The organism is Streptomyces sp. WAC00040, from assembly GCF_056835925.1.
The window spans coordinates 898,007-922,745 of sequence record NZ_JAKQZE010000001.1 but is presented as its reverse complement, the minus strand read 5'-3'; the positions used below and the strand labels follow the sequence as shown (position 1 = coordinate 922,745).

22 protein-coding genes and 2 pseudogenes are annotated in these 24,739 nt (G+C 72.4%); 15 read left to right on the top strand and 9 right to left on the bottom strand.

Annotated features, from left to right (window positions below; all coding sequences use genetic code 11):
• Window positions 1–2 precede the first annotated feature (2 nt).
• Window positions 3–1,250, top strand: coding sequence for an imidazolonepropionase (gene hutI, locus MDN94_RS04165; RefSeq protein ID WP_482724615.1), 1,248 nt, complete (start codon window positions 3–5; stop codon window positions 1,248–1,250).
• Window positions 1,251–1,406: 156 nt separating this feature from the next.
• On the opposite strand, the gene MDN94_RS04160 is transcribed toward hutI, so the two are convergent.
• Window positions 1,407–2,288, bottom strand: a complete 882-nt coding sequence (locus MDN94_RS04160; protein WP_482724614.1) for an NmrA family NAD(P)-binding protein — start codon at window positions 2,286–2,288, stop codon at window positions 1,407–1,409.
• A gap of 124 nt (window positions 2,289–2,412) precedes the next feature.
• Here MDN94_RS04160 and MDN94_RS04155 point away from each other — a divergent pair, with 124 nt between their 5' ends.
• From MDN94_RS04155 to MDN94_RS04140, 4 genes are all read left to right on the top strand, one after another.
• A complete protein-coding gene (locus tag MDN94_RS04155) occupies window positions 2,413–3,102 on the top strand; it encodes an aspartate/glutamate racemase family protein (protein WP_482724613.1) in 690 nt (229 codons plus the stop codon).
• Between the two features lie 190 nt (window positions 3,103–3,292).
• Window positions 3,293–4,372, top strand: a complete 1,080-nt coding sequence (locus MDN94_RS04150) for a GNAT family N-acetyltransferase (protein ID WP_482726995.1) — start codon at window positions 3,293–3,295, stop codon at window positions 4,370–4,372.
• A 65-nt stretch (window positions 4,373–4,437) separates the two neighbouring features.
• Window positions 4,438–5,793: a glycosyltransferase family 2 protein gene (locus MDN94_RS04145; protein ID WP_482724612.1), complete on the top strand. Its 1,356-nt coding sequence runs from the start codon at window positions 4,438–4,440 to the stop codon at window positions 5,791–5,793.
• 1 nt (window position 5,794) lies between these two features.
• Window positions 5,795–6,592 carry a polysaccharide deacetylase family protein gene (locus tag MDN94_RS04140; RefSeq protein ID WP_482724611.1) on the top strand — a complete coding sequence of 266 codons (798 nt, stop codon included), beginning with the start codon at window positions 5,795–5,797 and terminating at the stop codon, window positions 6,590–6,592.
• Between the two features lie 13 nt (window positions 6,593–6,605).
• Here MDN94_RS04140 and MDN94_RS04135 read toward each other — a convergent pair whose 3' ends face one another.
• From MDN94_RS04135 to MDN94_RS04110, 6 genes and pseudogenes are all read right to left on the bottom strand, one after another.
• The gene (locus MDN94_RS04135) at window positions 6,606–7,661 is read right to left on the bottom strand and encodes a glycoside hydrolase family 26 protein (RefSeq protein WP_482724610.1); all 1,056 of its coding nucleotides are present in this window, start codon (window positions 7,659–7,661) and stop codon (window positions 6,606–6,608) included.
• Complete coding sequence (locus MDN94_RS04130; RefSeq protein ID WP_482726994.1) at window positions 7,658–8,089, bottom strand: hypothetical protein; 432 nt, start codon at window positions 8,087–8,089, stop codon at window positions 7,658–7,660. Before MDN94_RS04130 ends, MDN94_RS04135 begins: the two co-directional genes overlap by 4 nt.
• Window positions 8,086–9,150 carry a hypothetical protein gene (locus MDN94_RS04125; RefSeq protein WP_482727115.1) on the bottom strand — a complete coding sequence of 355 codons (1,065 nt, stop codon included), beginning with the start codon at window positions 9,148–9,150 and terminating at the stop codon, window positions 8,086–8,088. Before MDN94_RS04125 ends, MDN94_RS04130 begins: the two co-directional genes overlap by 4 nt.
• Window positions 9,146–10,633 (bottom strand): annotated as a pseudogene (locus MDN94_RS04120) (lipopolysaccharide biosynthesis protein); the annotation flags it as partial. The gene MDN94_RS04125 and the pseudogene MDN94_RS04120, both read right to left, overlap by 5 nt.
• Window positions 10,620–11,860 (bottom strand): annotated as a pseudogene (locus MDN94_RS04115) (DegT/DnrJ/EryC1/StrS family aminotransferase). The pseudogenes MDN94_RS04115 and MDN94_RS04120, both read right to left, overlap by 14 nt.
• A gap of 171 nt (window positions 11,861–12,031) precedes the next feature.
• On the bottom strand, window positions 12,032–12,925 hold the full coding sequence (locus MDN94_RS04110; protein ID WP_482724609.1) for an RNA polymerase sigma factor SigF: 894 nt from the start codon (window positions 12,923–12,925) through the stop codon (window positions 12,032–12,034).
• A 292-nt stretch (window positions 12,926–13,217) separates the two neighbouring features.
• Between MDN94_RS04110 and MDN94_RS04105 the strand changes: the two genes are divergently transcribed.
• The 6 genes from MDN94_RS04105 (at window position 13,218) to MDN94_RS04080 (ending at window position 18,250) form a co-directional block, all read left to right on the top strand.
• On the top strand, window positions 13,218–13,586 hold the full coding sequence (locus MDN94_RS04105) for an STAS domain-containing protein (protein WP_482724608.1): 369 nt from the start codon (window positions 13,218–13,220) through the stop codon (window positions 13,584–13,586).
• A gap of 164 nt (window positions 13,587–13,750) precedes the next feature.
• The gene (locus MDN94_RS04100; RefSeq protein WP_482724607.1) at window positions 13,751–14,254 is read left to right on the top strand and encodes an ATP-binding protein; all 504 of its coding nucleotides are present in this window, start codon (window positions 13,751–13,753) and stop codon (window positions 14,252–14,254) included.
• A 131-nt stretch (window positions 14,255–14,385) separates the two neighbouring features.
• Window positions 14,386–15,045: a peptidase gene (locus tag MDN94_RS04095; RefSeq protein ID WP_482724606.1), complete on the top strand. Its 660-nt coding sequence runs from the start codon at window positions 14,386–14,388 to the stop codon at window positions 15,043–15,045.
• Between the two features lie 3 nt (window positions 15,046–15,048).
• Window positions 15,049–15,792 (top strand): COG1470 family protein, encoded by a 744-nt coding sequence (locus MDN94_RS04090; protein WP_482724605.1) that lies wholly within the window; start codon window positions 15,049–15,051, stop codon window positions 15,790–15,792.
• A 2-nt stretch (window positions 15,793–15,794) separates the two neighbouring features.
• Entirely contained in the window at window positions 15,795–16,874 is a 1,080-nt protein-coding gene (locus MDN94_RS04085) for a hypothetical protein (RefSeq protein WP_482724604.1), read from the top strand.
• 14 nt (window positions 16,875–16,888) lie between these two features.
• Window positions 16,889–18,250 (top strand): hypothetical protein, encoded by a 1,362-nt coding sequence (locus MDN94_RS04080; RefSeq protein ID WP_482724603.1) that lies wholly within the window; start codon window positions 16,889–16,891, stop codon window positions 18,248–18,250.
• 130 nt (window positions 18,251–18,380) lie between these two features.
• Here the strand turns inward: MDN94_RS04080 and MDN94_RS04075 are convergent, their stop codons facing one another.
• The gene (locus MDN94_RS04075) at window positions 18,381–19,886 is read right to left on the bottom strand and encodes a peptide MFS transporter (RefSeq protein WP_482724602.1); all 1,506 of its coding nucleotides are present in this window, start codon (window positions 19,884–19,886) and stop codon (window positions 18,381–18,383) included.
• Window positions 19,887–20,352: 466 nt separating this feature from the next.
• Between MDN94_RS04075 and MDN94_RS04070 the strand changes: the two genes are divergently transcribed.
• Complete coding sequence (locus tag MDN94_RS04070) at window positions 20,353–21,030, top strand: response regulator transcription factor (protein ID WP_482724601.1); 678 nt, start codon at window positions 20,353–20,355, stop codon at window positions 21,028–21,030.
• A gap of 13 nt (window positions 21,031–21,043) precedes the next feature.
• A complete protein-coding gene (locus MDN94_RS04065; protein ID WP_482724600.1) occupies window positions 21,044–22,312 on the top strand; it encodes an ATP-binding protein in 1,269 nt (422 codons plus the stop codon).
• A gap of 78 nt (window positions 22,313–22,390) precedes the next feature.
• Here MDN94_RS04065 and MDN94_RS04060 read toward each other — a convergent pair whose 3' ends face one another.
• Window positions 22,391–22,912, bottom strand: a complete 522-nt coding sequence (locus MDN94_RS04060) for a GtrA family protein (RefSeq protein ID WP_482724599.1) — start codon at window positions 22,910–22,912, stop codon at window positions 22,391–22,393.
• Between the two features lie 111 nt (window positions 22,913–23,023).
• Here MDN94_RS04060 and MDN94_RS04055 point away from each other — a divergent pair, with 111 nt between their 5' ends.
• Together MDN94_RS04055 and purE are read left to right on the top strand one after the other, a co-directional pair.
• Window positions 23,024–24,217: a 5-(carboxyamino)imidazole ribonucleotide synthase gene (locus MDN94_RS04055; protein ID WP_482724598.1), complete on the top strand. Its 1,194-nt coding sequence runs from the start codon at window positions 23,024–23,026 to the stop codon at window positions 24,215–24,217.
• The gene (gene purE / locus MDN94_RS04050; RefSeq protein ID WP_441267043.1) at window positions 24,214–24,735 is read left to right on the top strand and encodes a 5-(carboxyamino)imidazole ribonucleotide mutase; all 522 of its coding nucleotides are present in this window, start codon (window positions 24,214–24,216) and stop codon (window positions 24,733–24,735) included. Before MDN94_RS04055 ends, purE begins: the two co-directional genes overlap by 4 nt.
• The last annotated feature ends 4 nt before the right edge of the window (window positions 24,736–24,739 follow it).

The window sequence follows — 24,739 nt, the reverse complement described above, 5'->3', positions numbered from 1 at the left end:
CCATGAACAGCGGCCACGAGACGACGAACAACGCCCCGGCGACGCCCGGCCCCGCGACGACGAACAGCGCCGTCGCGGCGACGGCCACCGTCATCACCAACATCGCCAGCCTGGTCACCAACGACCCCTCCCTCGGTGACGGATCCCCCCTCGGACTGATCCGGGACGCGGCCGTCGTCATCGACGGCGACCGCATCGCCTGGATCGGTGAGAAGAGCAAAGCACCCGCCACTGACAACCGGCTCGACGCCGGTGGCCGGGCGGTCGTCCCCGGCTTCGTCGACTCGCACTCGCACCTCGTCTTCGCCGGTGACCGCACCGCCGAGTTCAACGCCCGGATGTCCGGGCAGGCGTACGCAGCGGGCGGCATCCGGACCACCGTCGCCGCGACCCGCGCCGCGAGCGACGCCCAGCTGGACGCCAACGTCGCCCGCTATCTCGCGGAGGCACTCCGGCAGGGGACCACCGTCATGGAGACCAAGTCCGGTTACGGGCTCACCGTCGAGGACGAGGCGCGTGCCCTGCGGATCGCCGCCGCGCACACCGACGAGGTCACCTACCTCGGAGCGCACATCGTGTCCCCGGACTACGCCGACGACCCGGCGGCCTACGTCGCCCTGGTGACCGGGGAGATGCTCGACGCCTGTGCGCCGTACGCCCGCTGGGTGGACGTCTTCTGCGAGAAGGGCGCGTTCGACGCGGACCAGGCGCGGGCCGTCCTCACCGCGGGCAAGGCGCGGGGGCTGACTCCCCGCGTGCACGCCAACCAGCTCACCTACGGCCCCGGCGTGCAGCTCGCCGTCGAGCTGGACGCCGCGTCCGCCGACCACTGCACCCACCTCACCGACGCGGACGTGGACGCGCTCGCCGACAGCGCGACGGTCGCGACGCTGCTGCCGGGCGCCGAGTTCTCGACCCGCGCCGAGTGGCCGGACGCCCGCCGGCTCATCGACGCCGGCGCGACGGTCGCGCTGTCGACGGACTGCAACCCGGGCTCGTCGTTCACCTCGTCGATGGCGTTCTGCGTCGCGCTCGCCGTACGCGACATGGGAATGACGCCCGACGAGGCGCTCTGGTCGGCGACCGCCGGCGGGGCGGCGGCCCTGCGCCGCACGGACGTGGGCCGCCTCGGCGTCGGCGCCCGCGCCGATCTCGTACTGCTGGACGCGCCCAGCCATGTGCACCTGGCGTACCGGCCGGGTGTTCCGCTGGTGAGCGAGGTGTGGCGGGCGGGCCGTCGCGCCGCGTAGGCCGCCGCCACCGGGCCGGCCCGCGCGAGGCCTGTGCCGGTACGGCCTGGGCCGGCCGGCTCAGGCTCCGCCGCTTCGGCCGCTCCTGCGGCGTCCCGGTCCGCTACCACGACACGGACCGCCCGGCCGATCCTGGACCGGACGGCCCCGGCCCGCTCAGGGTGCCCCGGGCAGCAGGTGCCGCCAGCTGCCCGGGTGCGCCGCCAGGTAGTCGCGGAGCCCCTGTGCGGGGTGACCCGTCAGCCGGGGCACCGCGTCGGAGACGGTGGCCATCTCGCCCCTCGCGATCGCCTCGTAAGAGCTGACCCAGCCCGTCACCTCCCAGTCCTCCGCGCCGTACCCGGCCCTGGAGGCGTACGCCTCGTCGCGGGACTCGAGGTGGTAGCGGACGGTGCGGCCGGTGACCTCACTCAGCGTCCGCGCGGCCTCGGCGAGTGTGAACGCGTCGGGGCCGGTGAGGTCGTACACGACCCTGTCGTGCGTTCGGCTCCCGTCCAGCAGCACGGCCGCAGCCGCGTCCGCGATGTCGTCGTGGGCGACGGCGGCCACCCGGCCCTGGCCGCCAGGACCGCGCAGCACCCCGTCCTTGCCGGTCATCGAAGGGAACGCGGCCAGATAGAAGTTGTCCCGCAGGAAGGTGTGGCGCACCCCGCAGGATCGGATGTACTGCTCGGTGTGCCAGTGGTCGCGGGCGAAGGTGAACGTCGCGTCCGGCGCCGCGCCGACGAACGACACGTACACGATCCGCTCGACACCCGCGGCGACCGCCGCGTCCACGGCCGTACAGTGCTCCTTCACCCGGTCCGGGGCCTCGTGCGCGGAGACCATGAACAGCGTCTGCGCCCCGTCGAGGGCGCGCCGCATCGCCTCGCCGTCGCCGTAGGAGGCGGGGCGGGCGAGGGTCGCGCCCGGCAGTTCGGGCAGCCGGGTGGGATCGCGGCCGATCAGCCGCGTCGCGGCGTCCGCACCGGAGAGCCGGCGCGCCACCCGGCCGCCGACGCGGCCGCTCGCTCCGGTGACTGCGATGACTGGGAGCATGACGGTGTCCTCTCCTGCTGGGATGCGCGGTCCTCTCCCGCCGGGACGCGCGGTCCGGCCGGTGTGCCCACCAGTCTCGCGGGCGCCGGCGGCCCGGTGGCGCGCGACATGCGACAGTGGGCGGATGCGCACCATCGGGCTGATCGGCGGCATGAGCTGGGAATCCAGCGCGGAGTACTACCGGCTTCTCAACGAGTTCGTGCGGGACCGGCTCGGCGGGCTCCATTCGGCGCGATGCGTGCTCCACTCCGTCGACTTCGCGGAGATCGAGCAGCTCCAGACGGCCGGAGAGTGGGAGCGGGCCGGCGAGATCCTCGCGGCGGCCGCCCGAGGTCTCGAGGCCGCCGGTGCAGAACTGCTGCTGATCTGCACCAACACCATGCACAAGGTCGCCGGCCAGGTCGAGGCAGCGGTCCGGGTGCCGCTGCTGCACCTGGCGGACGCCACCGCGGACGCCGTCAAGGCCCGTGGTCTCACCCGCGTCGGCCTGCTGGGCACCGCCTTCACGATGGAACAGGACTTCTACCGAGAACGCCTCGCCGGGCACGGGCTCGAGGTCATCACCCCGGATGCGGAGGGGCGTGCGACGGTCCACCGGGTGATCTACGACGAGTTGTGCCTCGGCATCGTGCGGGACGCGTCCCGCGCCCGCTACCAGGACGTCATCGGCGAGCTGGTCCGTGCCGGCGCGGAGGGCGTCGTCCTCGGCTGCACCGAGATCGAGCTGCTGATCGGCCCCGGCGACAGCCCTGTTCCGGTGTTCCCGACGACGACTTTGCACGCGCGGGCGGCCGTCGAGGCCGCGCTGGCCTGAACCCGGACCGGCGCCGGGCGGACCGGCCCGCTCCGGGCGGCTGACCGCGGGGGCGCGCGGGCGAACCGGCACGCGTCAGAAGAAGCGTGACGCTCCCTACCGTGTCGGTATTTCGGCCGGTACCGTCGCTCTCCTGGGGGCGAGCTTGTTGAAAGCTCAAGAGCAAGGCCGGGGGGTCGAGTTGAGCGATGTGCGAATCAGGGTCGTGACGCCGGGGGAGCTGGGCGCGAGCCAGACGGAGGCGTGGCGGGAGATGCGCTCGGGTGCGGAAGCACCCGCGAATCCTTTCATGGAGCCCGAGTTCACCCTCGCGGTCGGCCGGGTGCGGGCCCCCGCGAGAGTGGCCGTGCTCCGGGAGGGCGGAGAACCGGCCGGCTTCTTCCCCTACGAGCGGGGGCCGTTGGGGCGGGGCAGGGCCATCGGTCTCGGCGTGTCCGACTGCCAGGGTGCGGTCCTGCGGCCCGGGCTGGGCCTCGACCCGCAGGAACTGCTGCGGGCGTGTTCGCTGGCGGCCTGGGAGTTCGACAACCTCGAGGCGGGCCAGAAGCTGTTCGAGCCGGACGCGGCCGATGCCTTCGGCTCGCCCGTCATCGACGTCGCCGCGGGATACGCCGCCTACGAGGAGCAGCTCCGGGAGCGGTCGCCCAAATTCCTGCGGACCACGCTCGCGAAGGAGCGCAGGCTCGGCCGGCAGGCCGGCGGCGTGCGGTTCGTCCTGGACGAGCGGGACCCGGGCGCGCTGCGGACGCTGATGTCGTGGAAATCCGCCCAGTACCGCAGGACCGGCCGCAGGGACCGCTTCTCGCAGCGGTGGATCAGCACCCTGGTGCGGCAGCTGCACGAGTCGAGGGCGGCCGGCTGCCGAGGGACGCTCTCCGTGCTGTACGCCGGTGACCGGCCGGTCGCCGCGCACTTCGGGCTGCGTTCGCGCACGGTGCTGGCCTGCTGGTTCCCGGCGTACGAGCCCGAGTTCGCCAAGTTCTCACCCGGCCTGATCCTGCATCTGAGGATGGCGGAGGCGGCGGCCCGCGAGGGCGTCGCGCTGCTGGACCTCGGCCGTGGGGCCGCCGAGTACAAGGACGCCCTCAAGACCGGGGAGCTGAGGGTCCGCGAGGGCGCGACCCTGCGGCCGGGGCCGGGGGCCGCGCTGTACTGGCTCGGCCGCGAACCGGTGCGCCGGGCCCATGGGTTCGTCCGCGATCATCCGCGGCTCGCCGCGCAGGCCAGACGGACGCTGAACCGGGTGGGCCGACTGCGGGGGACCCGCTGACGCCGGACGCCGCCCCCAGGGGCATCGGTCCGGCAGCGCACCGTACGCACACCAGGGGGACACGCATGCTCAGCAGATCACTACGGCCCGCCCCGCCGCGGCCGTCGGCGCCGATGCGGGTGGTGGAACTGGACCTCGACGGCCCCGACGGACCGGTCCTCGCCTTCGGTCCGGCTCCGCCGGGACAGGCCGGCGGACTGCCGGGCAGCCCGCTCCCGGCGGAGCCGGCGACCGCTGCGGCGGACGACGTCTTCGCACTGGTCCGGCTGCGCGGGCGGCCCGTCGCCACCGTGGTGTGCCGCGTACCGCCCGGGCGCAGGGCCGTCGACGCGGTCGCCGTGGCCGCCCGCGCGAGGCTCGCCGGCGGGGAGCCTCCGGCCGTGCCGCCGCACGGCGATCTGCCGCGAACCAGCGTCGTCGTCGCCACCCGGGAGGGCGCCGGACGGCTCGCCCGCGCGCTCGACTCACTGCTCGCCCAGGACCACCCTGAGTACGAGATCGTCGTCGTCGACAACGCCCCCGTCACGACCGCCACCCGCGATCTCGTCGAGAACAAGTACGGCGGCCTGCGGACCGTACGCGTCCGGTACGTCAGCGAACCCGTGCCGGGCCTCGCCGTCGCCCACAACAGAGGCGTCGCCGTCGCCGACGGCGCGGTGCTCGCGTTCACGGACGACGACGTGGTCGCGGACCCGCACTGGCTCACGTCGCTCACCGCGCCCTTCGCCGACGACGCACGGATCGGGTGCACGACCGGACTGATCCTGCCCGCCCGGCTGGGCACCCCGGCGCAGATCCTGCTGGAGAGCCACGGCGGCTTCGCCAAAGGGTTCACCCCGCGTACCTACGACCCGCTGCGCCCGCCGGCCGACCAGCCGCTGTTCCCGTTCACCGCGGGCAGCTTCGGGTCCGGCGCCAACATGGCCTTCCGGGCCGCCGTGCTGCGCGGGCTGGGCGGTTTCGACCCGGCCACCGGCACGGGCACGCCCGCCCGCGGCGGCGACGACCTGTACGCGTTCGCCTCCGTCCTCGCCGCGGGCCACCGGCTGCGCTACACGCCGCAGGCGCTGGTGTGGCACCACCACCGTGAGACGTGGCGGGACCTGACCCGGCAGGCGTACGGGTACGGCGCCGGGCTGACCGCAGCCCTGACCGCCCTGCTGGTCCGCCGCCCGGCGCTGCTGCCCGCCCTGCTGCGCAGACTCCCGGCCGGCCTCGCCCACGCCCGTGCGATCACCGCTTCCCGGGAGGCGGGTACGGGCGGGGCGCCGGGGACGCACGGGGCGAGGGAGCATCCGTGGCCGCGTCATCTGTCCCGGCTGGAACGCCGCGGGATGCTCGCCGGCCCGCTCGGATACGTGCGGGCACGGCTGCGGCTGCGCGGCATCGACCTGCCCGATGTCGCGGCGGAGAGGCGCTGACATGCCGGACGCGATCCCGGTGCTGCTCTACCACGCCGTCATGGACGATCCGCCTGCCTGGATCGCCGAATTCACCGTCGATCCGGCGCAGTTCGGGGCGCATCTCGACGCCGTCGCGGCGAGCGGCCGCACCCCGGTGACCGTGGGCACGCTCGTGGACGCGCTCACCGACGGCGGCCCGCTGCCCCCACGCCCCGTCGTCCTCACCTTCGACGACGGTTTCGCCGATCTGCCCGGGCCGACCGCGGAAGCGCTCGCCGGCCGCTGCATGCCGGCCACCGCGTATCTCACCACCGGAGCGCTCACGCCCGGCCGGACCAGCCTGCTGCCGCCCGCGCCGATGATGGCACTGTCCCGGGCGCCGCTGCTGGAGCAGTACGGCATGGAAGTGGGCGCGCACACCGTCACCCATCCGCAGCTCGACACCCTGCCGCCCGCCGAACTGGACCGGGAACTGCGCGAGGCGAAGACGGAGTTGGAGGACGCGCTCGGCCACGCGGTGACGCATCTCGCCTATCCGCACGGCTACAACAGCCGTGCCGTGCGCAGGGCGGCGGCCGCGGCGGGCTACACGTCGGCCGCCGCGGTGCGGCACGCGCTCAGCTCCCCGACCGACGAGGCGTACCGCATCGCCCGCCTCATCGTGCGCCGCACCCACACGGTGGCGGACGTCGAGGCGTGGATGGACGCACGGGGCGGTGTGCCCGTCGCGCCGTTCCCCGACGGGCTGCCGACAGTGGGCTGGCGGCTGTACCGGCGTGCCCGTGCGGTGGTGCGGGGGAGGCAGCTCGCGGGCTGACCCGAGAGGCGGCTCAGCCCCGCGGCACGCGCTGGCCGAAGTACGGGTCGGACACGGCGCGTCGCAGTCCCTGCCAGGAGGACTCCCGCGCGAGCGACAGGTCGCAGCCGGGCCCCGGGTCCCGGTGGTTCCACTGGAGCGCGGCCCGCACCCCGTCCAGTTCCTTCACCACGCCCGGGACCTTTGCGTACCACTCGGCCTGCGCGCCGGGGCGGGCCGGATCGTCGGCCGTGCCGAACTCGGAGAGCATCAGGGGCTTGTCGCGGGAGATGTGCTCCCTGATCCACCGGTGGGACGCGGTCTGCGTCTCCTCGAAGCTCTTCCAGGACGTCCGGTGGCAGCGGAAGTAGTTGTACTGGTTGTAGCCGATCCAGTCGACGTACGCGTCGCCCGGATACAGCCGCGGGAACAGCGCCGCGTGCCCGGTCCAGCCAGTGACGATCCAGGTCCGGACGACGTTGTGAACGCCCAGTTCACGGAACCGGTCATGGATGTGGCGGTAGGCGGCGACGTACTCCTCCGGCGTGCCCGCGGCCGGGGTGCGGGTGTCCATCTCCAGGTCGAACGAGAGGAACACCTTCTGCCCGTACTCCTTGATCCGCCGCGCCTGCACGTCGACGACGCCGCGGTCGAGCTGCCCCGCCGCGATCTGCCGCCAGTTCGGCTGCTGTTCCGGCCGGCCGTTCCACCACTTGCTCTCCCACGACAGCAGCAGCAAGCGGTCCCGGCCGACGCGCTGTTCCTGCTCGGTCAGCAGCCGGCCCTCGAGGCCGTCGGTGGACATGTCGTGGTAGGCGTACACGATGTCCAGCCGGCGCCCGAGCCGCTTCTCGTGGGCGAGGACCTTCTCCTCCAGGTCGGTCTTGTCGTGCCGGACGTATGCGCCGAACCAGGCGCCGCAAGGGGGCACCAGCAGTTCGGTGGCGCGGCACCGGGGACTGTCGGGCGAGGGCGGGGTGCTGTCCCCCGGGCCTGCGAACGTGAGGGCGAGCACCCCGCACAGCAGCACCGCGGACACCACCGCCACCCAGGGCCGGCGGTGGTGCACCGGCACTCCCGTGAGGGTCACGTGACGGAGCCCTTCCGCGGCGGGGAGGCGGAGCGGGCGGCCGGCGTCCGGCCGGTGACCTGCGGGCAGCACGCGGCGAGCGTGGTCGCCGCGGCCAGCAGGACAAGGAGCCGCAGTCCGCTGAAGGCGCCGGCGGCGAGCAGCGCGGTCGCGCAGAGGACCGCCGCGCCCACACTCAGGAAGAGCGCCAGCACGAGCTGCTCCAGCCGGTCGGAGTCGCGGGTGAAGCCGTCGTCCTGCGCGGCCACGCCGTAACGGCGCAGGGCGGGCGCGCAGACGCGGACGGCGGCGGCGCCGGGGCCCGCGAGGAGGAACGCGACGACGGGCAGCGTGCGCAGCGGCGAGGCGGCGGGCAGCGCGGTGGCGGCCACCGCGCACCAGCCCACCAGAGGCGGCAGCAGCCGGAATGTGAGCGATCCGGGTCTCATGGTGTGCTCCCTGTCGTGGGCCTGAGTGCGTAGACGACGCCGGCGCTGTTGCCGGCGACCCGCTCGAACAAGGGCGAGCCGGCGACGGACCGTTCGACGCGCCCCAGCTCCGCGGCGCTGAGCATGCCGTTCATCTCGGAGCCCGCGATCTGCCCCTTCGTGAGCAGGAAGTACGCCCGGCCCGGCGAAGCCACCCCGGCCATGTCGCGGGCGAGTGTGCCGGCCGGGTCGGCGAGGACCTCCCGCACATGGCTCTTGGCGTCCTCGAGGAACCAGTAGTGGCCGACCTCCCCGTACGAGGCGTACGCCAGCGGGTAGTTGCGGTGCGCGGCGACGACGAGCGAGCCGGGCGGAGCGCCGTCGATCACCTGCCGGACGAGCTCGACCTCGTCCGGCGGGAAGTAGCTGAGCCGGTCCTTGCCGGCGTAGGCGGGCACGAACGCGGCGGTGAGCACGAGCAGCACGGCCCCGGCGAGCACGGTCCGCCGCCGTCCGCCGTCGCCCGGCGCCGCCGCCGGGACGTCCGAAGCGGCGCCGGACGCCGCCGGGGGAAGCAGGACCGCTGCCGCGAAGAAGCACGCGCCGGGCAGCATGAACAGCAGCACCCGGAAGATCATCTCGCTGCCGTAGTCGTTCGCGACGAGCATCAGCAGAGGGACGGCGGTGAGCAGCATCAGCGGCCTCGCCCGGCTCCGCAGTGCTTTCCGTCGCAGCACGCCGAGCACGGCGAGCAGCAGCACCGCCGCCGACAGCAGCCGGGCCACCCACGACACGGTCACCGGGCCGGTCCCCGTCGGCGTCGACCCGTAGCCCGTCTCCAGGTTGCCGCGCACGTCGCCGAAGGACCGGAGCATCCCGGGCACCGCCTCGCGCAGGAAGGGCAGCGAGACGGTCAGGTTCCAGGCCAGGAACAAGGCGGCCAGCGCCGCCAGGGCGGGCAGCGCCCACGCCAGCCCGAAGTCGCCGAGCCCGGCAGGATCCGTGCGCAGTACCGAGTGCGCCCACAGGGCGAGCGCGCCCGCGAGGGGCAGCGCCGCGCCCCATGGCACGCGCCAGCGCACGCCGGAGCCACAGCACCGTGACCGCCCGCTCCTCGCCGACGCGCGCACGGGCCCGGGATGCCCGGACGCGGAGCCCGGCGCGGGGCGGGCGTCCCCCGGCGAGGACCGCACGCAGCCCCGGCGCGCACGCCAGCGCCATCGCCGTCATCGACAACAGCACCGCCCAGCCGGCCCCCGCGATCCCGGCCGGGCCCAGCAGCAGCGCCGCGCTGCCGAGGACCAGCACGCACATGGCGGCCTGGAGCACGGCCAGCACGCCCGTACGCCCCTGGACCCGCAGGACGCCGATGTACAGCTCCACGGCGACCCGGGGCAGGGCCGCCGCCGCCAGCAGCCGCAGCACGGTGGTGCCGTGCGCCGCGTAGTCCTCGCCGAAGGGGGCGAGGATCTGTGGGGCGAACACGACGAGGACGGCCACGACCGGGACGAGCAGCATCGCCATCCGGCGCAGTGCGCCGCGCACCCCCGCGGCCAGGGTTTCCGGGCTGTGCGAGGCGTGCGCCGTCAGCGAGGAGGCCATGTTGATGGCCATGAACTCCATGGTGCCGCCGACGGTGTAGGCGATGTAGAAGAAGCCGTTGTGCGCGGCGTCGAAGCTGACGGCGACCATCACCGGCAGCAGGTTGATCATCGCCAGGGAGAACAGCGCCCCCACCGAGTCGCCGGCCAGGAAGCGGCCGATGTCGTGCAGGCTCGGCGGCTCGCGGTCGTGGTCGGCCGCCGCCTGTCGCGGGATCAGCCGGCAAAAGACCATCCAGCCGAGCGGCAGGACGGACAGGGCGATCGCCACGGCCCAGGAGACGAAGATGCCGAGCACCGGCAGGGCGCCGGCGAACACCACGAGCAGCAGCAGCTTGCCGACGGAGAACACGGTGTTGCCGACCGGCACCCACACGGCTCTGCGCAGGCCCGTGAGCACGCCGTCCTGGAGGGTGAGCAGCGCCCAGCCGATGCAGGATGCCGTGAAGACGGCTCCGGCGGCGAGGCCCCCGAGCGGGGCGTACGACGGGCCCCACAGGTCCAGCGTGAGGAGGAACGCGACGGACGCCAGGCACACGACGAGCGAGCTGAGCGCGTACGCCCGCCTCACCAGGGCCGCGGTCCCGCGCCCGGCCCGGGGCACGTACCGGACGACCGCGCCGATCAAGGTAGTGGCTGTGAGCGAGGAGAGCAGCCGCATCGCGGCGATGGCGGCGGACCCCTGCCCGACGGCCTCCTGCGTGTAGTGGCGGGCGGCCACCAGCCAGAATCCGAGTCCGAGCGCGGCGGACACCCCGGTCGAGAGCATGAGCGCGTAGGCGTTGCGGAACAGCGAGTCACCGGCGCCGGGCCCGGGTGCGCCGGTGAGCGTCGCGTCACGGTGGCCCGCCGCCGTCGGTCCAGCGGCAGCTTTCTCGCCGCCGCCCGTCCCGGCCCCCGGGAGCGGCACGGCCGTCGCCGTGTCCGCGCCCTCGCCCGCGCCGTGGGCGTCAGGCACCGGCATCGCCCCGGCGGGGCGGCCGCGGGGCCGCCAGGGACGGGCCGGGGCGGGGGCGCAGGACATGGGGCGGTACGCGCGCCGGCGCCCGGGTGGGGGCGCTCTGCGGCGGCCTGGCCGGTCGTACGCCGGCACGGTCCAGGACCGCCGCGGCCTGTTCGGCCCGCAGGGGATCGACCGGCAGGGCGTGGCGCGCGAACCACGACGCCGCGGCGGGGGCGGGCGAGGGATCGGTGAAGCGGTCGCCCGCGTACCGGTCGAGCGGCGGGTCGTAGAGGTAGCCGACGGGGATCCGGTGCCGGGCCAGCGCCGCCGTCGCGGCGGGCCGGTCCTCCACGAGCAGAGGCACCCGGAACAGCGGCTGCGCCGGGCCCGGGCGGGGAGCGGCCCACGGCGTGTCCAAGAGCCTCTGGGTGCCCGTGAGATGGGCCGCGAGCCGCTCGTCGAGGCGTGCCAGCAGCCGCTCCGTACGCCGTAACCGCAGCCTGCCGGGCGCGAGCCGGTAGCTGTGCATGTCCACCCGCGCCCAGGAGTCGAACGCGTCGAGCGACGGGGACCGCGGCAGCGCACGCGTCAGTTCGTCCGGGCGCAGCGCCATCCGGATCTCGGTGCGCTCCTCGAGGCCGAGGAGCCGCAGCGCCGCGCGTGCCGCTCCGGTGAGCCGCAGGCCCCGCAGCCCGGCCTCCGCGTACGGTCGCAGCCCGTAGGCGAGCTCCGCCGACAGCCGTGCGGGTGCCAGCAGGGCGTCCCTGGCCCGCGCCAGCTCGTCCCGCGACGCGGGGTCGGCGACGGCGAGGAACCCGCCCGTGCCGGCGCCGGTGTGTTTGGAGAGGCTGAAGGCGGAGGCGTCGCCGAAGCCGCCGACGGGCCTTTCGGCCACCACGGTGCCGATGGCGTGCGCCGCGTCCTCCAGCAGCGGGATGCCCGACGCGTCGCAGCGTGCGCGCAGTTCGGGGGCGGGGTCCGGATTCCCGTACAGGTTGGTGGTGAGGACGGCGGAGAGGCCGCGCCACAGGGACTCGGGGACGGCCCCTGCGTCGATGGTGCCGTCGTCCGCCCGCAGCGGCGCCTGCACGGGGCGCAGACCGGCCGCCAGCACCACGAAGAAGATCACGTCGTCGTTGACCGGCGACATCAGTATCCGCCCGCCCGGCCGGCACCAGTGGCGCAGCGCCACAGGCCGAGACGGCATGACGGCACGTAAAGGCACTCCCTGCCCAGACGGCGGCGCATCAGCTCTTCGAGCGGTGCGTACGCCCGCGGGCAGCCCTCCCCAAGAGCCATGTGTTTCCCCCCACTTGCCCCTGCGTCAATGTGGACCAATCAGGACTGCCCCGTCAATAACCCGGAAGGGCCCATTCCTTGACGGAATGGGCCCTTCCGGGTGCAGGTGAGATGGTCCGCTCACTCCTCCAGCGTCAGGCCCTTGCGAAGCCTGCGCAGGGTCCGGGACAGCAGCCTGGACACGTGCATCTGCGAGATGCCGAGCTCTTCACCGATCTCCGACTGCGTCATGTTGGCGACGAAACGCAGGGAGAGGATCTGGCGGTCGCGCGGCGGAAGGCTCGCGATCATCGGCCTGAGCGACTCGATGTACTCGATGCCTTCGAGCCCGTGGTCCTCGTAGCCGATGCGGTTGGCGAGGGCGCCCTCGCTGTCGTCCTCCTCCGGCTGGGCGTCCAATGAGCTCGCGGTGTACGCGTTGCTCGCGGCCATGCCCTCCACGACCTCGTCCCGACCGATGTCGAGCCGCTGCGCGAGCTCGTCGACGGTGGGGGCGCGGTCGAGCTGCTGGGAGAGCTCGTCTCCCGCCTTCGCGAGGTCCAGCCGCAGCTCCTGGAGCCGGCGCGGCACACGCACCGACCAACTGGTGTCGCGGAAGAAGCGCTTGATCTCGCCGATGATGGTCGGCATCGCGAAGGTGGGGAACTCGACGCCGCGGCTGAGTTCGAAGCGGTCGATCGCCTTGATCAGGCCGATCGTGCCGACCTGGACGATGTCCTCCATCGGTTCGCTGCGGGTGCGGAACCGCGAGGCGGCGAACTTGACCAGCGCGAGGTTCAGTTCCACCAGGGTGTTACGGACGTACGCGTACTCGTGCGTGCCCTCCTCGAGGGACGCGAGGCGTGCGAAGAGCGTCTTGGACAGTTCTCGCGCGTCCAGCGCTCCCACCTTTTCGAACGGCGGGATCTCCGGAAGGCCCTCGAGGGCTTCGAGGCCCGTGGCCTGTTCGTCGGTGGGGGCGGACAGTGTCGACGGCGCGGTGGGGGTTCGCGATGCGTCGAGCCGGGGTGACATGGTCTCCTCCATCGTTCTCGGCATATGGCTGCCGAAGCCCATACATGCTGCTGCGGTGAGCGGCGCCTCCAAAGCCGGCCGTGTTGGTTGTGTCCCTACTAGCCCTACCCGGTCTGCCACGACGATCGCAAGTGGCGTATCGGCAGGATGTCCGTATTGTCGGTTAGTTCAGCTACCGGTGTGCGCGTGGAGGGCGTAGGGTTCGACGGGCGTCGGCGCCGTCCGTGGACAGTGCCGGCGTGATGTACGACACGGTGGCGACACACTGAACGACACGGCGAAAAGGGACGGCATGGACCGCGAGACGGTCGGCAGCGTCAATCGGGGCCGGCTTCAGGTCGAGGTTCGGACCGAGGGCCGCAGCGAAATCGTGAAGCCGGTGGGTGAGCTCGATCACCACACGGCGGACCTGCTGCGCATGCCCTTGGAGGAGGCGGTCGAACGCGGTCGCGTACGTCTGGTCATCGACTGCTCGCAGCTGGAGTTCTGTGATTCCACGGGACTCAATGTGCTGCTCGGCGCCCGGTTGAAGGCCGAGGCCGGTGGTGGAGGGGTCCATCTGGCAGGGATGCTGCCGGTGGTGGCGAGGGTCTTCGAGATCACCGGCGCCGACGCGGTCTTCACCGTGCACGACTCCGTCGAAGCGGCCCTCGTCCGCTGACCGGCCGCCCTGTTGCCCGCGTCACGCGGGCCGTATCCGCTCAGTGGGTGTCGTCACGGGCCGGCCGGGCAGGAGAACCCCGCAGAACGTTGAACGCCCAACACTCTGCGTACTTGAGACCATGGCGAACTGGTGAATCGGTGAATCGGTGAGGTGAAGCGCTGATGAGCACCACCCGGCAACAGCAGCCGGGCGACGCCGGCCCTGAGCCGGGTGGCGCCGGCGCGCCGCCGGCCGTCCCCGCATCCGGGGTCTCCGGCGGCGCCGTGCGCAGCCTTCCCCTGCGCGCGGCCAGCGGCATTGTTCCCCTCGCCCGGGACTTCACGCGGCAGGCGCTCTACGACTGGGGCTGGCTGCCCGCCGCGACGGCCGACCGCAGAGCCGCCGCGGAGGACGTGCTCCTGGTCGTCTCGGAGCTGGTCACCAACGCCTGCCTGCACGCGGAGGGGCCGGAGGTGCTGCGCGTCGGCTGCGACGGCAAAGTGCTGCGCCTGGAGGTCACCGACCGGGGTGGCGGTCAGCCGGCTCCCCGCACCCCCCACCGCGCCGGGCGGCCCGGCGGGCACGGCATGTTCATCGTCCAGCGGCTGTGCATGGACTGGGGAGTCGTCAGAACGCCCGGCTCCCCGGGCAAGACGGTGTGGGCGGAGCTCGCCGCACCCGCGTGACACCGCTCAACACCCGTTGAAAGAGCACGCCGATACGGCGTGCTCTTTGTCTTCCCTCCCCAAGGCCCCGGGCGTACCTTGAGCGCCCGATCTGATGTGTCGTCAGTTGACTGCGGCCGAGGGGACCCGACGTGTCGTACCGGAAACGAACAGCTCTCGCCCTGGCGGCGGCGGTGGCGGCTCCGGCGGTGCTGCTGACCGCCCCCGCCGCGCACGCCGCCGTCGTGGACGTCGACTACGAGTGCCGAACCCCGATCGGCCCGAAGGGCGCCGTGTCGCCCATCGACATCAAGGCGGTCAAGAACGGCGCCGCGTACCGGCTCACGATGTCCTTCCAGAAGGGTGTCTCCTCCAGCCCGGTCGAACTGGGCAAGGGCGCCATGAACCCCAGCGCGGTCATCGAACTGGGCGGCGCGGAGACGGGCGAGGTGCGGGTGTCGGGTCCGCCCAACGCCGCCGCCGTACCCGCCGAGACCCCGATCAAGATCAACGACCTGTCCGGTACGTACACCCCGAAGAAGAGCGGCAAGGTCACCTTCACGGCAGGGGTGCTGACCATCAAGGCCCTCGGCACGACCACGACCTGCACGCCGAAGAACAGTCCCCGGCCATCGCTCGAGCTCGACGTCACGGCGGCGGGCGGCGCCACGGGCGGCGGGTCGTCCGAACTGCCGAAGACCGGTCCGCTGGACTCGGCGACCGCGCTCGGCACGCTCGGCGGAACCGTACTGCTGACCGGGGCGGCCGGTGTCCTCTGGCTGACCCGGCGCGGCGGCCGGACCGCGGGCTGAACCGTGCGGGCCGCCCTCGCGCTCGTACTCGCCCTGGCCGCGCCTCCCCCCGGCGCCGGCTGGGAGCCGGAGCGCGAGTACGTGTACCTGGAGGGCGCCCCCGGCACGGTGCTCGAGGACCGCGTGTCCCTGACCAACCCGGGCACCGAGGCGCTCACGGTGGAGATGAAGGCGCTGCCCGGCCCGGGCCCGTGGATCGCTCTCGCCGCCGGCGAGGTGACGATCCCGGCCCGCACCCGTGCGGAGATCCCCTTCACGGTGACCGTCCCCGCGAACACGCCGCCGGGTGAACGGACCGCGACGATCACGGCGTCGGCCGGCGGCCGCACGGAGCCGATCCGCGTCCACCTGCGGGTGAGCGGCCCGAAGGTCCCGGCCCTCACCGTCGAGGACGTTTCCTTCTCCGGCGGTCTCGTCCACTACACCGTCGTCAACCGCGGCAACACGCCCCTGTCGCCGCGCGTCTCGCTGCGCGCCGACGGCTTCTTCGGTGCTCCGGTGACCCGCCGCGCCCGCGAGGTCCGTTCCCTGCCGCCGGCGGCACGGGTGGCGCTGACGGAGAGGTGGGACCCACCGGCGCTGGACCGTGTCGAACTGCGCCTGGACGTCACCGCGGCGGACGGCGTGCACGCCGGCGCGACGGTGACGAAGACCTTCCTTCCCTGGCCGGCCCTGCTGCTGACGCTGTTGCTGCCCGCGCCCTTGTGGGCCCGTCTGCGGCGCCGGTCCACAAAAGAAGGAGGCTGACGATGCCCTCCGTCCGCCGCGCCCTCGCGGTCGTACTCGCAGCGATCCTCCTGCTCCCCGCTGTTCCCGCGGCGGTCGCGGACCAGTCCCCGCCCAGGGTGGAACTGTCCGCCCCGCAGGCGGGCAAGGGCCGGGACATCACCGTCAGCGGCAGCGGCTGGCGTCCCCGCAGCCTCCTCATGCTGCTCGTCTGCGGCCGGGCCACCCCCGCCAAGGGCGTGATCGGCGGCACCAACTCCTGTGCCAACGCGGACGGTCGCGCGGTCACCACCGACGCCACGGGGTCGTTCAGCAAGAAGGTGCCGGTCGCGGAACCGCCCGTACCTTGCCCCTGCGTCGTCCACGTGGCCACCGTCATGGGGGAACAGCAGAGCGTCGACGCCGTGTTCGTCGTCGCGGGCCACCCCACCGCCCCGCTTCCCGAGCAGACCGGCGGCGGCAGGCTCGCGGTGCTCACGGCCACCCGGCTCGAGGGGGATTCGGGCCTCCTCGTCTTCTTCGGCGCCCCGCCCGCCCGCACTCTCGAATTCACGGTCGGCAACCTCGGCACCGACCCCGTCCGGGACCCGGTCTTCCGGATCGGCACAGGGCACGGGTTGTTCGCCCCGCAGTGGGAGGAGCAGCAGTGGCGCGGGACGGTGCGGCCCGGCGAGAAGGCGCGGATCACGCTGCCCGTGCAGCTTCCCGCCGGGGCGCACGGTGACTACTCGATCTCGGTCGAGTACGGCACGAAGGTCCTCGCCGAGCAGCCCTGGCGCGTGCCCAGGCCATGGGGCGTGACGGTGTTCTGGGTGCTGCTGGCACTGGTCGTGCCGGCCGCCCTGTTCCGTATCGGCATGGCGGTCGTCGACAAGGTCCGGCCGCCGGACCCCCGCCATGCCCGCCCGTCCCGACGGCGTGGCGCCACTGCCACGGCCACCGCCGACGGCGGCGCGAGCGACACGGCCGCGGCGCTTCCGTGGCTCGTGCCCGACGCCGCGCCCTCCGCGCCCTCAATGTCCTCCGCACCGCCCGCACCTGGCGCACCGTCCACAACGTCCGCACCGTCAGAGAACCGGCCCACGACGAAGGGACATTCGTGAGTACGCAACGGAGGATGAGCGCGGCAGGAGTCGCGCTGATGCTCGGCGGAGCGGGGATGCTGCTGGCCGCGAGCCCGGTACAGGCCGCAGAGGTCTCGTACGCGACGGAGTGCATTCCGCCGCCCATCTCCGGTCTGCCGCCCGTACAGGGCACCACCAAGGTGCAGATCACCGCGCCCCCGGAGGCGAAGGTCGGCGACGAGGTCGAGGTGGTGTGGAAGACCGTCCAGGCGGCGTCGAAGAACCCGGACGTACTGGACCTGGAGAAGGACACGGTCAAACCGACCGGCACGATCACCCTGGGGGGCGCCGCGAGCGGCGAACTCAAGGCGGAAGGCCCGCGCCAGAATCCGCCGATCCCCAAGAACAGCCCGATGGTGCTCCCCGACATGAAGGCCACGCTGAAACTGCAGAAGGCCGGCGAGATCACGCTCACGCCTGGCGCGTACAGCATCAACGTGTCGAAGCCGATCTCGACGGACACCAAGTGCTCACCGAAGGAGGCGGTCGGGGCCGGCGCGACGATCAAGGTGACGGACGGCCAGGGCGGCACCTCCGGCGGTACGAGCTCGGGCGGTACCACCTCCGGTGGCACCAGCTCGGGAGGAACCACCACGGGCGGAACGACCAATGGCGGGTCCGACTCCGGCGGCGGCAGCTCGGGCGCAACGACCTCCGGTGGCGGCAGCTCCGGGGGAACCACCTCCGGCGGCACCGACCCCGGCCCCACCGACTTCGAGGGCAAGGAGATCGAGGTCGCCTACGCCTGCAAGACCCCGATCGGAGACAAGAACGCCGTCTCCCCGGTCCGGATCAACGCCAAGAAGAACGGCGGCGGTTACGACCTGACCGTGAAGTTCTCCAAGTCCGTCATGGACAGCCCCGCCGACATCCCGGCGGACTCCGTCAAGCCCTCCATGGAGGTCCGGCTCGGCGGAGCCGACAAGGGATTCGTCCACGTCGAGGGCCCGACCAACAAGGAGCCCATCAAGTCGGGCGAGCCCATCGAGATCCCCGACCTCACGGGCACGTACAAGCCGGGCGCGACCGGCAGGGCGACGCTCGGCCCCGGTGTGCTGACGGTCAAGGCGCTCGGCACGACCACGACCTGCACCCCGCCGGCCGGCGTCCCGTTCTCCCTGGAGCTGGACACCTCGGCCCAGCCCGGCGGGGCTTCGGGGGGCACCACCACCGGCGGCGGCACGGCCGGCGGCGGAACGGGGTCGTCCGGTGGCAGCTCCGGCGGCCTCGCCCAGACCGGCGCGGAGGACACCGGCGCGCTGCGCGCCCTCGCCCTGGTCGCCGGCACGGTGATCCTCCTCGGCGGCGCGGTGTTCACCTTCACGCCGTGGCAGCGCCTGCGAGGCCCGCGCTGAGCGGTGGCTTCTCCCGGCGCGTTCGCCCGGTGAGGCCGATGCGCGAACAGCAGGAGGGCCGGCGCGAAATCTCCTTCGTGCCGGCCCTCCGCCGTCGCGCCGGGACCGGTCCGCCGACCGGTCGGTGGTGCTACTTCACGTCGCCCATGAGCGCGCGGATCTTACGGCCCGCCATCATGAACGTCAGTCCGGCGGCGACCGCGATGACCGCCCAGAGCGAGTAGTACATGGCATCGCCCAGCGGCTTGTTGAGCTTCGTCGTCCAGCCGTTCAGCGCGTTGCCCGTCGCCGTGGCCAGGAACCACAGACCCATGATCTGGCCGACGAACTGCTTCGGCGCCAGCTTGGTCGACAGAGACAGGCCGACCGGGGACAGGCACATCTCACCGATGGTCTGGACGAGGTAGACGCTCAGCAGCCAGAAAACGGTGACCTTGCCGGTGTCGCTGTTGGCGGCCGCGGCGCCCGCCAGGCCCATGATCCCGAAGGAGCCGCCGATGAGGAGCATCGCGAGCGCGAACTTCATCGGGGTGCTGGGCTCACGGTTGCGCTGGGCGAGCTTGACCCACAGCGTGGCGAAGATCGGCGCCAGCACGATGACCATGGCCGGGTTGACCGACTGGTACCACGACGCCGGGAACTCCCAGCCGCCGATCATGCGGTCGGTCTTGCCGTCCGCGAACAGCGTCAGCAGCGAGCCGGACTGGTCGTAGATCATCCAGAACAGGACGGCCGTGGCGAAGAACCACACGAACGCCTTGATCTTCGGCCTGTCCTGAGCGGTCAGCGCCGGGTTGCGGAACATCGAGAGGAAGTAGATGACCGGAACGGCGATGCCGAGCACCGCGAGCACGTTCACGATGTGCTCGACGTCGTAGGTGCCGAGCACGATGTCGGCCAGCAGGGCGGCCACGGCGAGGCCCGACCACAGCAGGACCTTGCGCAGGACCGCGCGCTTCTCCTCCGGGGTCGCCGGGGTGCCCGGCTCCTTGCCGACGTCGCCGAGGTGGCGGCCGCCCAGCACGTACTGCACGACGGCCAGGGTCATGCCGATACCGGCGACGGCGAAGCCGAGGTGCCAGTCGACGTTCTCACCGAGGTAGCCGACGACCAGCGGGGCGGCCATGCCGCCGATGTTGATCGCCATGTAGAAGAGCGTGAAACCGGCGTCGCGGCGGGCGCTGGACTGACCCTCGTACAGGCCGCCCACCATGGCCGAGATGTTCGGCTTCAGCAGGCCCGTACCGGCGGCGATGAGCGCGAGGCCGGCGAAGAACGCGGTGTCCGAAGGGAGCGCCAGCGTGAAGTGACCGAGGGCGATGACGATGCCGCCGACGAGAACGGCCTTGCGGGCGCCCCACAGACGGTCGGCGACCCAGCCGCCGGGCATGGCCGCCATGTAGACGACGGCGTTGTAGACGCCGTAGATGGCGGCTGCCAGAGCCTCGCGGTCCTCGAGTCGGCCGTCGAGGACTTCCGCGACCAGGTAGAGGACGAGGATGCCGCGCATCCCGTACCAGGAGAAGCGCTCCCACATCTCCGTCATGAAGAGAGTGGCCATACCGCGGGGGTGGCCGAAGAAGGTCTTCTCGCCGCCAGGAGTGCTGGCCGAGTCCTTCGTCAGGCTGGACGCCATGGTCGATCCTTGCTCGCTCAGGACGCGGCGCTTCGTGAGCGGTACGCGCCCGGTGGGGGGAGGCCGGCACCGGTACGGTCCGGGCCCGCGCCTGCGAAGAACAGGGGCCGGAAACGGTCCGTACCGGGTCCACGCCCCGGGCGCGTGAGGGCGCCGGGGCCCGGCCAACAGGTCATTCACTGCTTCGGGTCGGGACTCGAAACGACCGGAACGGTATCGGGCCGACCTTCGGACAGAAAAGAGACCTTTGGTGCGCATGGCAGCCAAAGGTCCCCGAGTTGTACTACGGGCGTCTCGCCACCATACGTCACGACAGTGCGGCATATGGAAGGACTTGAGACATGGATCACAGGTGAACGTGGAACCGTCCGACCTGAATCGAAGGTCATAAACAGGATCTCACCCCATAGACGCAGGCATTGTCGATCAAGCCCCGTGCCCCGTGGCCGCGGACTACCATCACCCCATGACCCGTGTACTGCTCGCCGAGGACGACGCATCCATCTCGGAACCGCTGGCCCGCGCGCTGCGCCGTGAGGGGTACGAGGTGGAGGTACGCGAGGACGGCCCGACCGCGCTCGACGCGGGACTCGCCGGCGGTGTGGACCTCGTGGTGCTCGATCTCGGCCTGCCCGGCATGGACGGCCTGGAGGTCGCCCGTCGGCTGCGTGCGGAGGGCCACACGATCCCGATCCTGGTACTCACCGCCCGAGCCGACGAGGTGGACACCGTCGTCGGCCTCGACGCGGGCGCCGACGACTACGTCACCAAGCCGTTCCGTCTCGCCGAACTGCTCGCCCGGGTCCGGGCCCTGCTGCGGCGCGGATCCGCCGAGCCCGCCCCCGCCCCTGCCACCCACGGCGTCCGGATCGACGTCGAGTCGCACCGCGCCTGGATGGGCGACGAGGAACTCCAGTTGACGGCCAAGGAGTTCGACCTGCTGCGGGTGCTGGTCAGGGACGCCGGCCGGGTCGTCACCCGGGACCAGTTGATGCGCGAGGTCTGGGACACCACCTGGTGGTCGTCCACCAAGACCCTCGACATGCACATCTCATGGCTGCGCAAGAAGCTCGGCGACGACGCGGCGAACCCCCGCTACATCGCCACCGTGCGCGGCGTCGGCTTCCGCTTCGAGAAGTCCTGATACTGAAAGCACCATGCGCCGCCGTCTGATCACCTCCACGCTCGCCGTGGTGCTCGTCGTCATCGCCGTCTTCGGCGTCTCCCTGGTGCTCGTAGAGACGCGCACCATCACCAGCAGCGCCCAGGAGAGCGTCGACTCCGACGCGCTGCGCCTCGTCAGCATCGTGGAGAGCCGCCTGGTGGGCGGCGAGCCCGTCAATCCGGACATTCTCGCCGAGCAGGGCGACATCACCCGCTACGCGCTGATCGACATCCCCGGCCGGGGCCCCATCGAGATCGGCGAGCCGCCCTCCGGGAGCGTCATCCGCGGCATCGCGGAGGGGGAACGGAGCACCACGGTCACCGTCGAGGAGTCCCGCTCCTCCGTGACCCGCGAGGTCGGACGGTCGCTGATGATCATCGCCACGGTGGCGCTGCTCGCCGTCGTCGCCGCAGTGCTGCTCGCCGTACGGCAGGCCAACCGCCTCGGTTCGCCGCTGACCGATCTCGCGGAGACCGCGGAACGTCTCGGGTCCGGCGATCCCCGCCCCCGCCACCGCCGCTACGGAGTGCCGGAGCTGGACCGGGTCGCCGATGTGCTCGACGCCAGCGCGGAGCGGATCGCCCGGATGCTGACCGCGGAACGGCGGCTCGCCGCGGACGCCTCCCACCAGCTCCGTACACCGCTGACCGCGCTGTCCATGCGGCTGGAGGAGATCACGGTCACCGACGACCTGGAGACCGTGAAGGACGAGGCCAGCATCGCCCTGACGCAGGTGGAGCGGCTCACCGACGTGGTCCAGCGGCTGCTGACGAATTCCCGCGATCCGCGCACCGGCTCCGCCGTGGTCTTCGACCTGGACGAGGTGGTCAAACAGCAGCTCGAGGAGTGGCGGCCGGTCTACCGCAGCGCCGGCCGGGCCATCGTCTGCTCGGGCCGGCAGGGCATGCGCGCCGTCGGCACGCCCGGCGCCGTGGCGCAGGTGCTCGCCGCCCTGATCGAGAACTCGCTGATGCACGGCGGGGGCACCGTGGCGGTGCGCACCAGGGCGACCGGTAACCAGGCGGTGGTCGAGGTGACGGACGAGGGGCCCGGCGTGCCGGGGGACCTCGGCGCGCGGATCTTCGAGCGGACCATCAGCGGCCGCAACTCGACCGGCATCGGCCTGGCCGTCGCCCGGGACCTCGCGGAGGCCGACGGCGGCCGGCTGGAGCTGCTCCAGCAGCACCCGCCGGTCTTCGCGATCTTCCTGAGCAGGGTGGCGAAGAAGCGCAAGAACGACGAGAAGCCGACGATCCGATAGCCCCGGCCCCGGCCCCGGCCCCGGCCCCGGCCCCGGCCCCGGCCCCGGCCCCGGACTCAGGCCCCGGTCCCGCGGGCCTCAGCGGCCGACGCGGTGCCGTACCGGCTCAGGCGCGGGCCGACGCTGCTCGAGGAACGATTCGGCGCCCGGCACGGCGTCATGGGCGGGCAGCGCACGGAAGACCCAGCTGCGGTACGACCAGAACCGGAACAGCGTCGCGACGCCGATCCCGAGGAACTTGAACACGTTGCTCTGCAGCGGGGTGTCCCAGCCGAAGCCGTACGTGGCCGTGTACAGAATGCCGTTCTCGATCACCAGGCCCACCGCGCTGAACAGCAGGAACAGCGTCAGTTCCCTGGTCCGCCGGCTCTTGTCGCGGTCGCGGTAGGTGAAGTAGCGGAACCCGACGTAGTTGAACGCGATGGCGACGACGGTCGCCAGGACGGACGCCCGGACCACCGGAATCTCGGTGACGTACCGAACGAGATTGAAGACCGCGAGATTCACGAGCAACCCGGCCCCGCCCACCGCGCCGAATTTGGCGACCTCCCGGATGAGCTGGTGCAGCTGCCCCCGCAGCCTTCCGCCTCGTTCACTCATAGTGAGAGCCCAGCCTCATCAGATCGGCATGTGTGGTCACCGTCATGCTAACCAGCGGCTCCCTGTGATGCCTGTGGGCCGTGATGATGATGTGGTGCCTGCCGCGGAGCATTGTCGGAACATACGGAAGACGGGGCCCGCCGACTGGGCGGATACCCTAGGAGAGTGACGTTCCCGGTAGTCGGCATGGTCGGCGGCGGTCAGCTCGCCCGCATGACCCATGAGGCGGGTATCCCCCTCGGCCTGAAGTTCAAGCTCCTCAGTGACACCCCTCAGGACTCAGCGGCCCAGGTGGTGAGCGATGTCGTCGTCGGCGACTATCGCGACCTGGACACGCTCGTCGAGTTCGCGCGCGGCTGTGACGTGATCACCTTCGACCACGAGCATGTCCCGGTCGAGCACCTGCGGGCCCTCGAGGCGGACGGCGTCGTCGTCCGGCCGGGGCCGGACGCGCTGGTGCACGCCCAGGACAAGGGGGTGATGCGCGCGCGGCTCACGGAGATCGGCGTGCCCTGCCCCCGCCACCGCATCGTGGCCGACCCGGCCGATGTGACGGCGTTCGCCGAGGAGGCCGGGGGCTTCCCGGTGATCCTCAAGACCGTGCGGGGCGGGTACGACGGCAAGGGCGTCTGGCTGGTCCGCACGGAGCAGGACGCCGAGGCCCCGTTCAAGGCGGGCGTGCCGGTCCTCGCGGAGGAGAAGGTCGACTTCCGCCGCGAGCTCGCCGCGAACATCGTCCGCTCCCCGCACGGCCAGGCCGTCGCCTATCCGGTCGTCGAGTCGCAGCAGGTCGACGGGGTCTGTGACACCGTGATCGCGCCCGCGCCGGACCTCGACGCGGAGCTCGCCGGTCAGGCGCAGGAACTCGCACTGCGGATCGCGAAGGAACTCGGCGTCGTCGGCCACCTCGCCGTCGAGCTGTTCGAGACCGCCGACGGCCGCATCCTCGTCAACGAGCTCGCCATGCGCCCGCACAACTCCGGCCACTGGACCCAGGACGGCGCGGTCACCTCGCAGTTCGCCAACCACGTCCGTGCCGTGCTGGACCTGCCGCTGGGCGATCCCCGTCCCCGTGCCCCGTGGACGGTCATGTGCAACGTCCTGGGCGGTGACTACCCGGACATGTACGCGGCCTATCTGCACTGCATGGCCCGGGACCCCCAGCTCAAGATCCACATGTATGGCAAGGACGTGAAGCCCGGCCGCAAGGTGGGGCACGTCAACACGTACGGCGACGACCTGGCCGACGCCCTGGAGCGCGCCCGCCACGCCGCCGACTACTTGAGAGGCACGATCACCGAATGAGCCCGGTCGTTGGCATTGTCATGGGGTCCGACTCGGACTGGCCCGTCATGGAGGGGGCGGCGCAGGCGCTCGACGAGTTCGAGATCGGCTACGAGGTCGACGTCGTCTCCGCGCACCGCATGCCGCGCGAGATGATCGCCTACGGCGAGGAGGCGGCCGGCCGCGGACTCAAGGCGATCATCGCCGGCGCCGGGGGAGCGGCCCACCTGCCGGGCATGCTGGCCTCGGTGACCCCGCTGCCGGTCATCGGCGTCCCCGTCCCCCTGAAGTACCTCGACGGCATGGACTCGCTGCTGTCCATCGTGCAGATGCCGGCCGGCGTGCCCGTCGCCACCGTCTCGGTCGGCGGCGCGCGGAACGCCGGACTGCTCGCCGCCCGCATCCTCGCCACCCAGGACGCCGAACTTCAGGCCCGCATGGTGGAGTTCCTCCAGGAGCTCAACGACCAGGCCACCGACAAGGGCAAGCGGCTGCGCGCCAAGGTCGCGGGTGCGGAGTCCTTCGGCTTCGGAAAGTAGGACG

Bases quoted from the DNA above. Each gene is read 5' to 3' on its own strand.
- MDN94_RS04070 (WP_482724601.1), top strand. From the start codon at position 20,353: ATGACCCGTGTACTGCTCGCCGAGGACGACGCATCCATCTCGGAACCG.
- MDN94_RS04075 (WP_482724602.1), bottom strand. From the start codon at position 19,886: ATGGCGTCCAGCCTGACGAAGGACTCGGCCAGCACTCCTGGCGGCGAG.
- MDN94_RS04160 (WP_482724614.1), bottom strand. From the start codon at position 2,288: ATGCTCCCAGTCATCGCAGTCACCGGAGCGAGCGGCCGCGTCGGCGGC.
- MDN94_RS04140 (WP_482724611.1), top strand. From the start codon at position 5,795: ATGCCGGACGCGATCCCGGTGCTGCTCTACCACGCCGTCATGGACGAT.
- hutI (WP_482724615.1), top strand. From the start codon at position 3: ATGAACAGCGGCCACGAGACGACGAACAACGCCCCGGCGACGCCCGGC.
- MDN94_RS04130 (WP_482726994.1), bottom strand. From the start codon at position 8,089: ATGAGACCCGGATCGCTCACATTCCGGCTGCTGCCGCCTCTGGTGGGC.
- MDN94_RS04065 (WP_482724600.1), top strand. From the start codon at position 21,044: ATGCGCCGCCGTCTGATCACCTCCACGCTCGCCGTGGTGCTCGTCGTC.
- purE (WP_441267043.1), top strand. From the start codon at position 24,214: ATGAGCCCGGTCGTTGGCATTGTCATGGGGTCCGACTCGGACTGGCCC.
- MDN94_RS04105 (WP_482724608.1), top strand. From the start codon at position 13,218: ATGGACCGCGAGACGGTCGGCAGCGTCAATCGGGGCCGGCTTCAGGTC.
- MDN94_RS04060 (WP_482724599.1), bottom strand. From the start codon at position 22,912: ATGAGTGAACGAGGCGGAAGGCTGCGGGGGCAGCTGCACCAGCTCATC.
- MDN94_RS04080 (WP_482724603.1), top strand. From the start codon at position 16,889: ATGAGCGCGGCAGGAGTCGCGCTGATGCTCGGCGGAGCGGGGATGCTG.
- MDN94_RS04155 (WP_482724613.1), top strand. From the start codon at position 2,413: ATGCGCACCATCGGGCTGATCGGCGGCATGAGCTGGGAATCCAGCGCG.
- MDN94_RS04110 (WP_482724609.1), bottom strand. From the start codon at position 12,925: ATGTCACCCCGGCTCGACGCATCGCGAACCCCCACCGCGCCGTCGACA.
- MDN94_RS04100 (WP_482724607.1), top strand. From the start codon at position 13,751: ATGAGCACCACCCGGCAACAGCAGCCGGGCGACGCCGGCCCTGAGCCG.
- MDN94_RS04145 (WP_482724612.1), top strand. From the start codon at position 4,438: ATGCTCAGCAGATCACTACGGCCCGCCCCGCCGCGGCCGTCGGCGCCG.
- MDN94_RS04085 (WP_482724604.1), top strand. From the start codon at position 15,795: ATGCCCTCCGTCCGCCGCGCCCTCGCGGTCGTACTCGCAGCGATCCTC.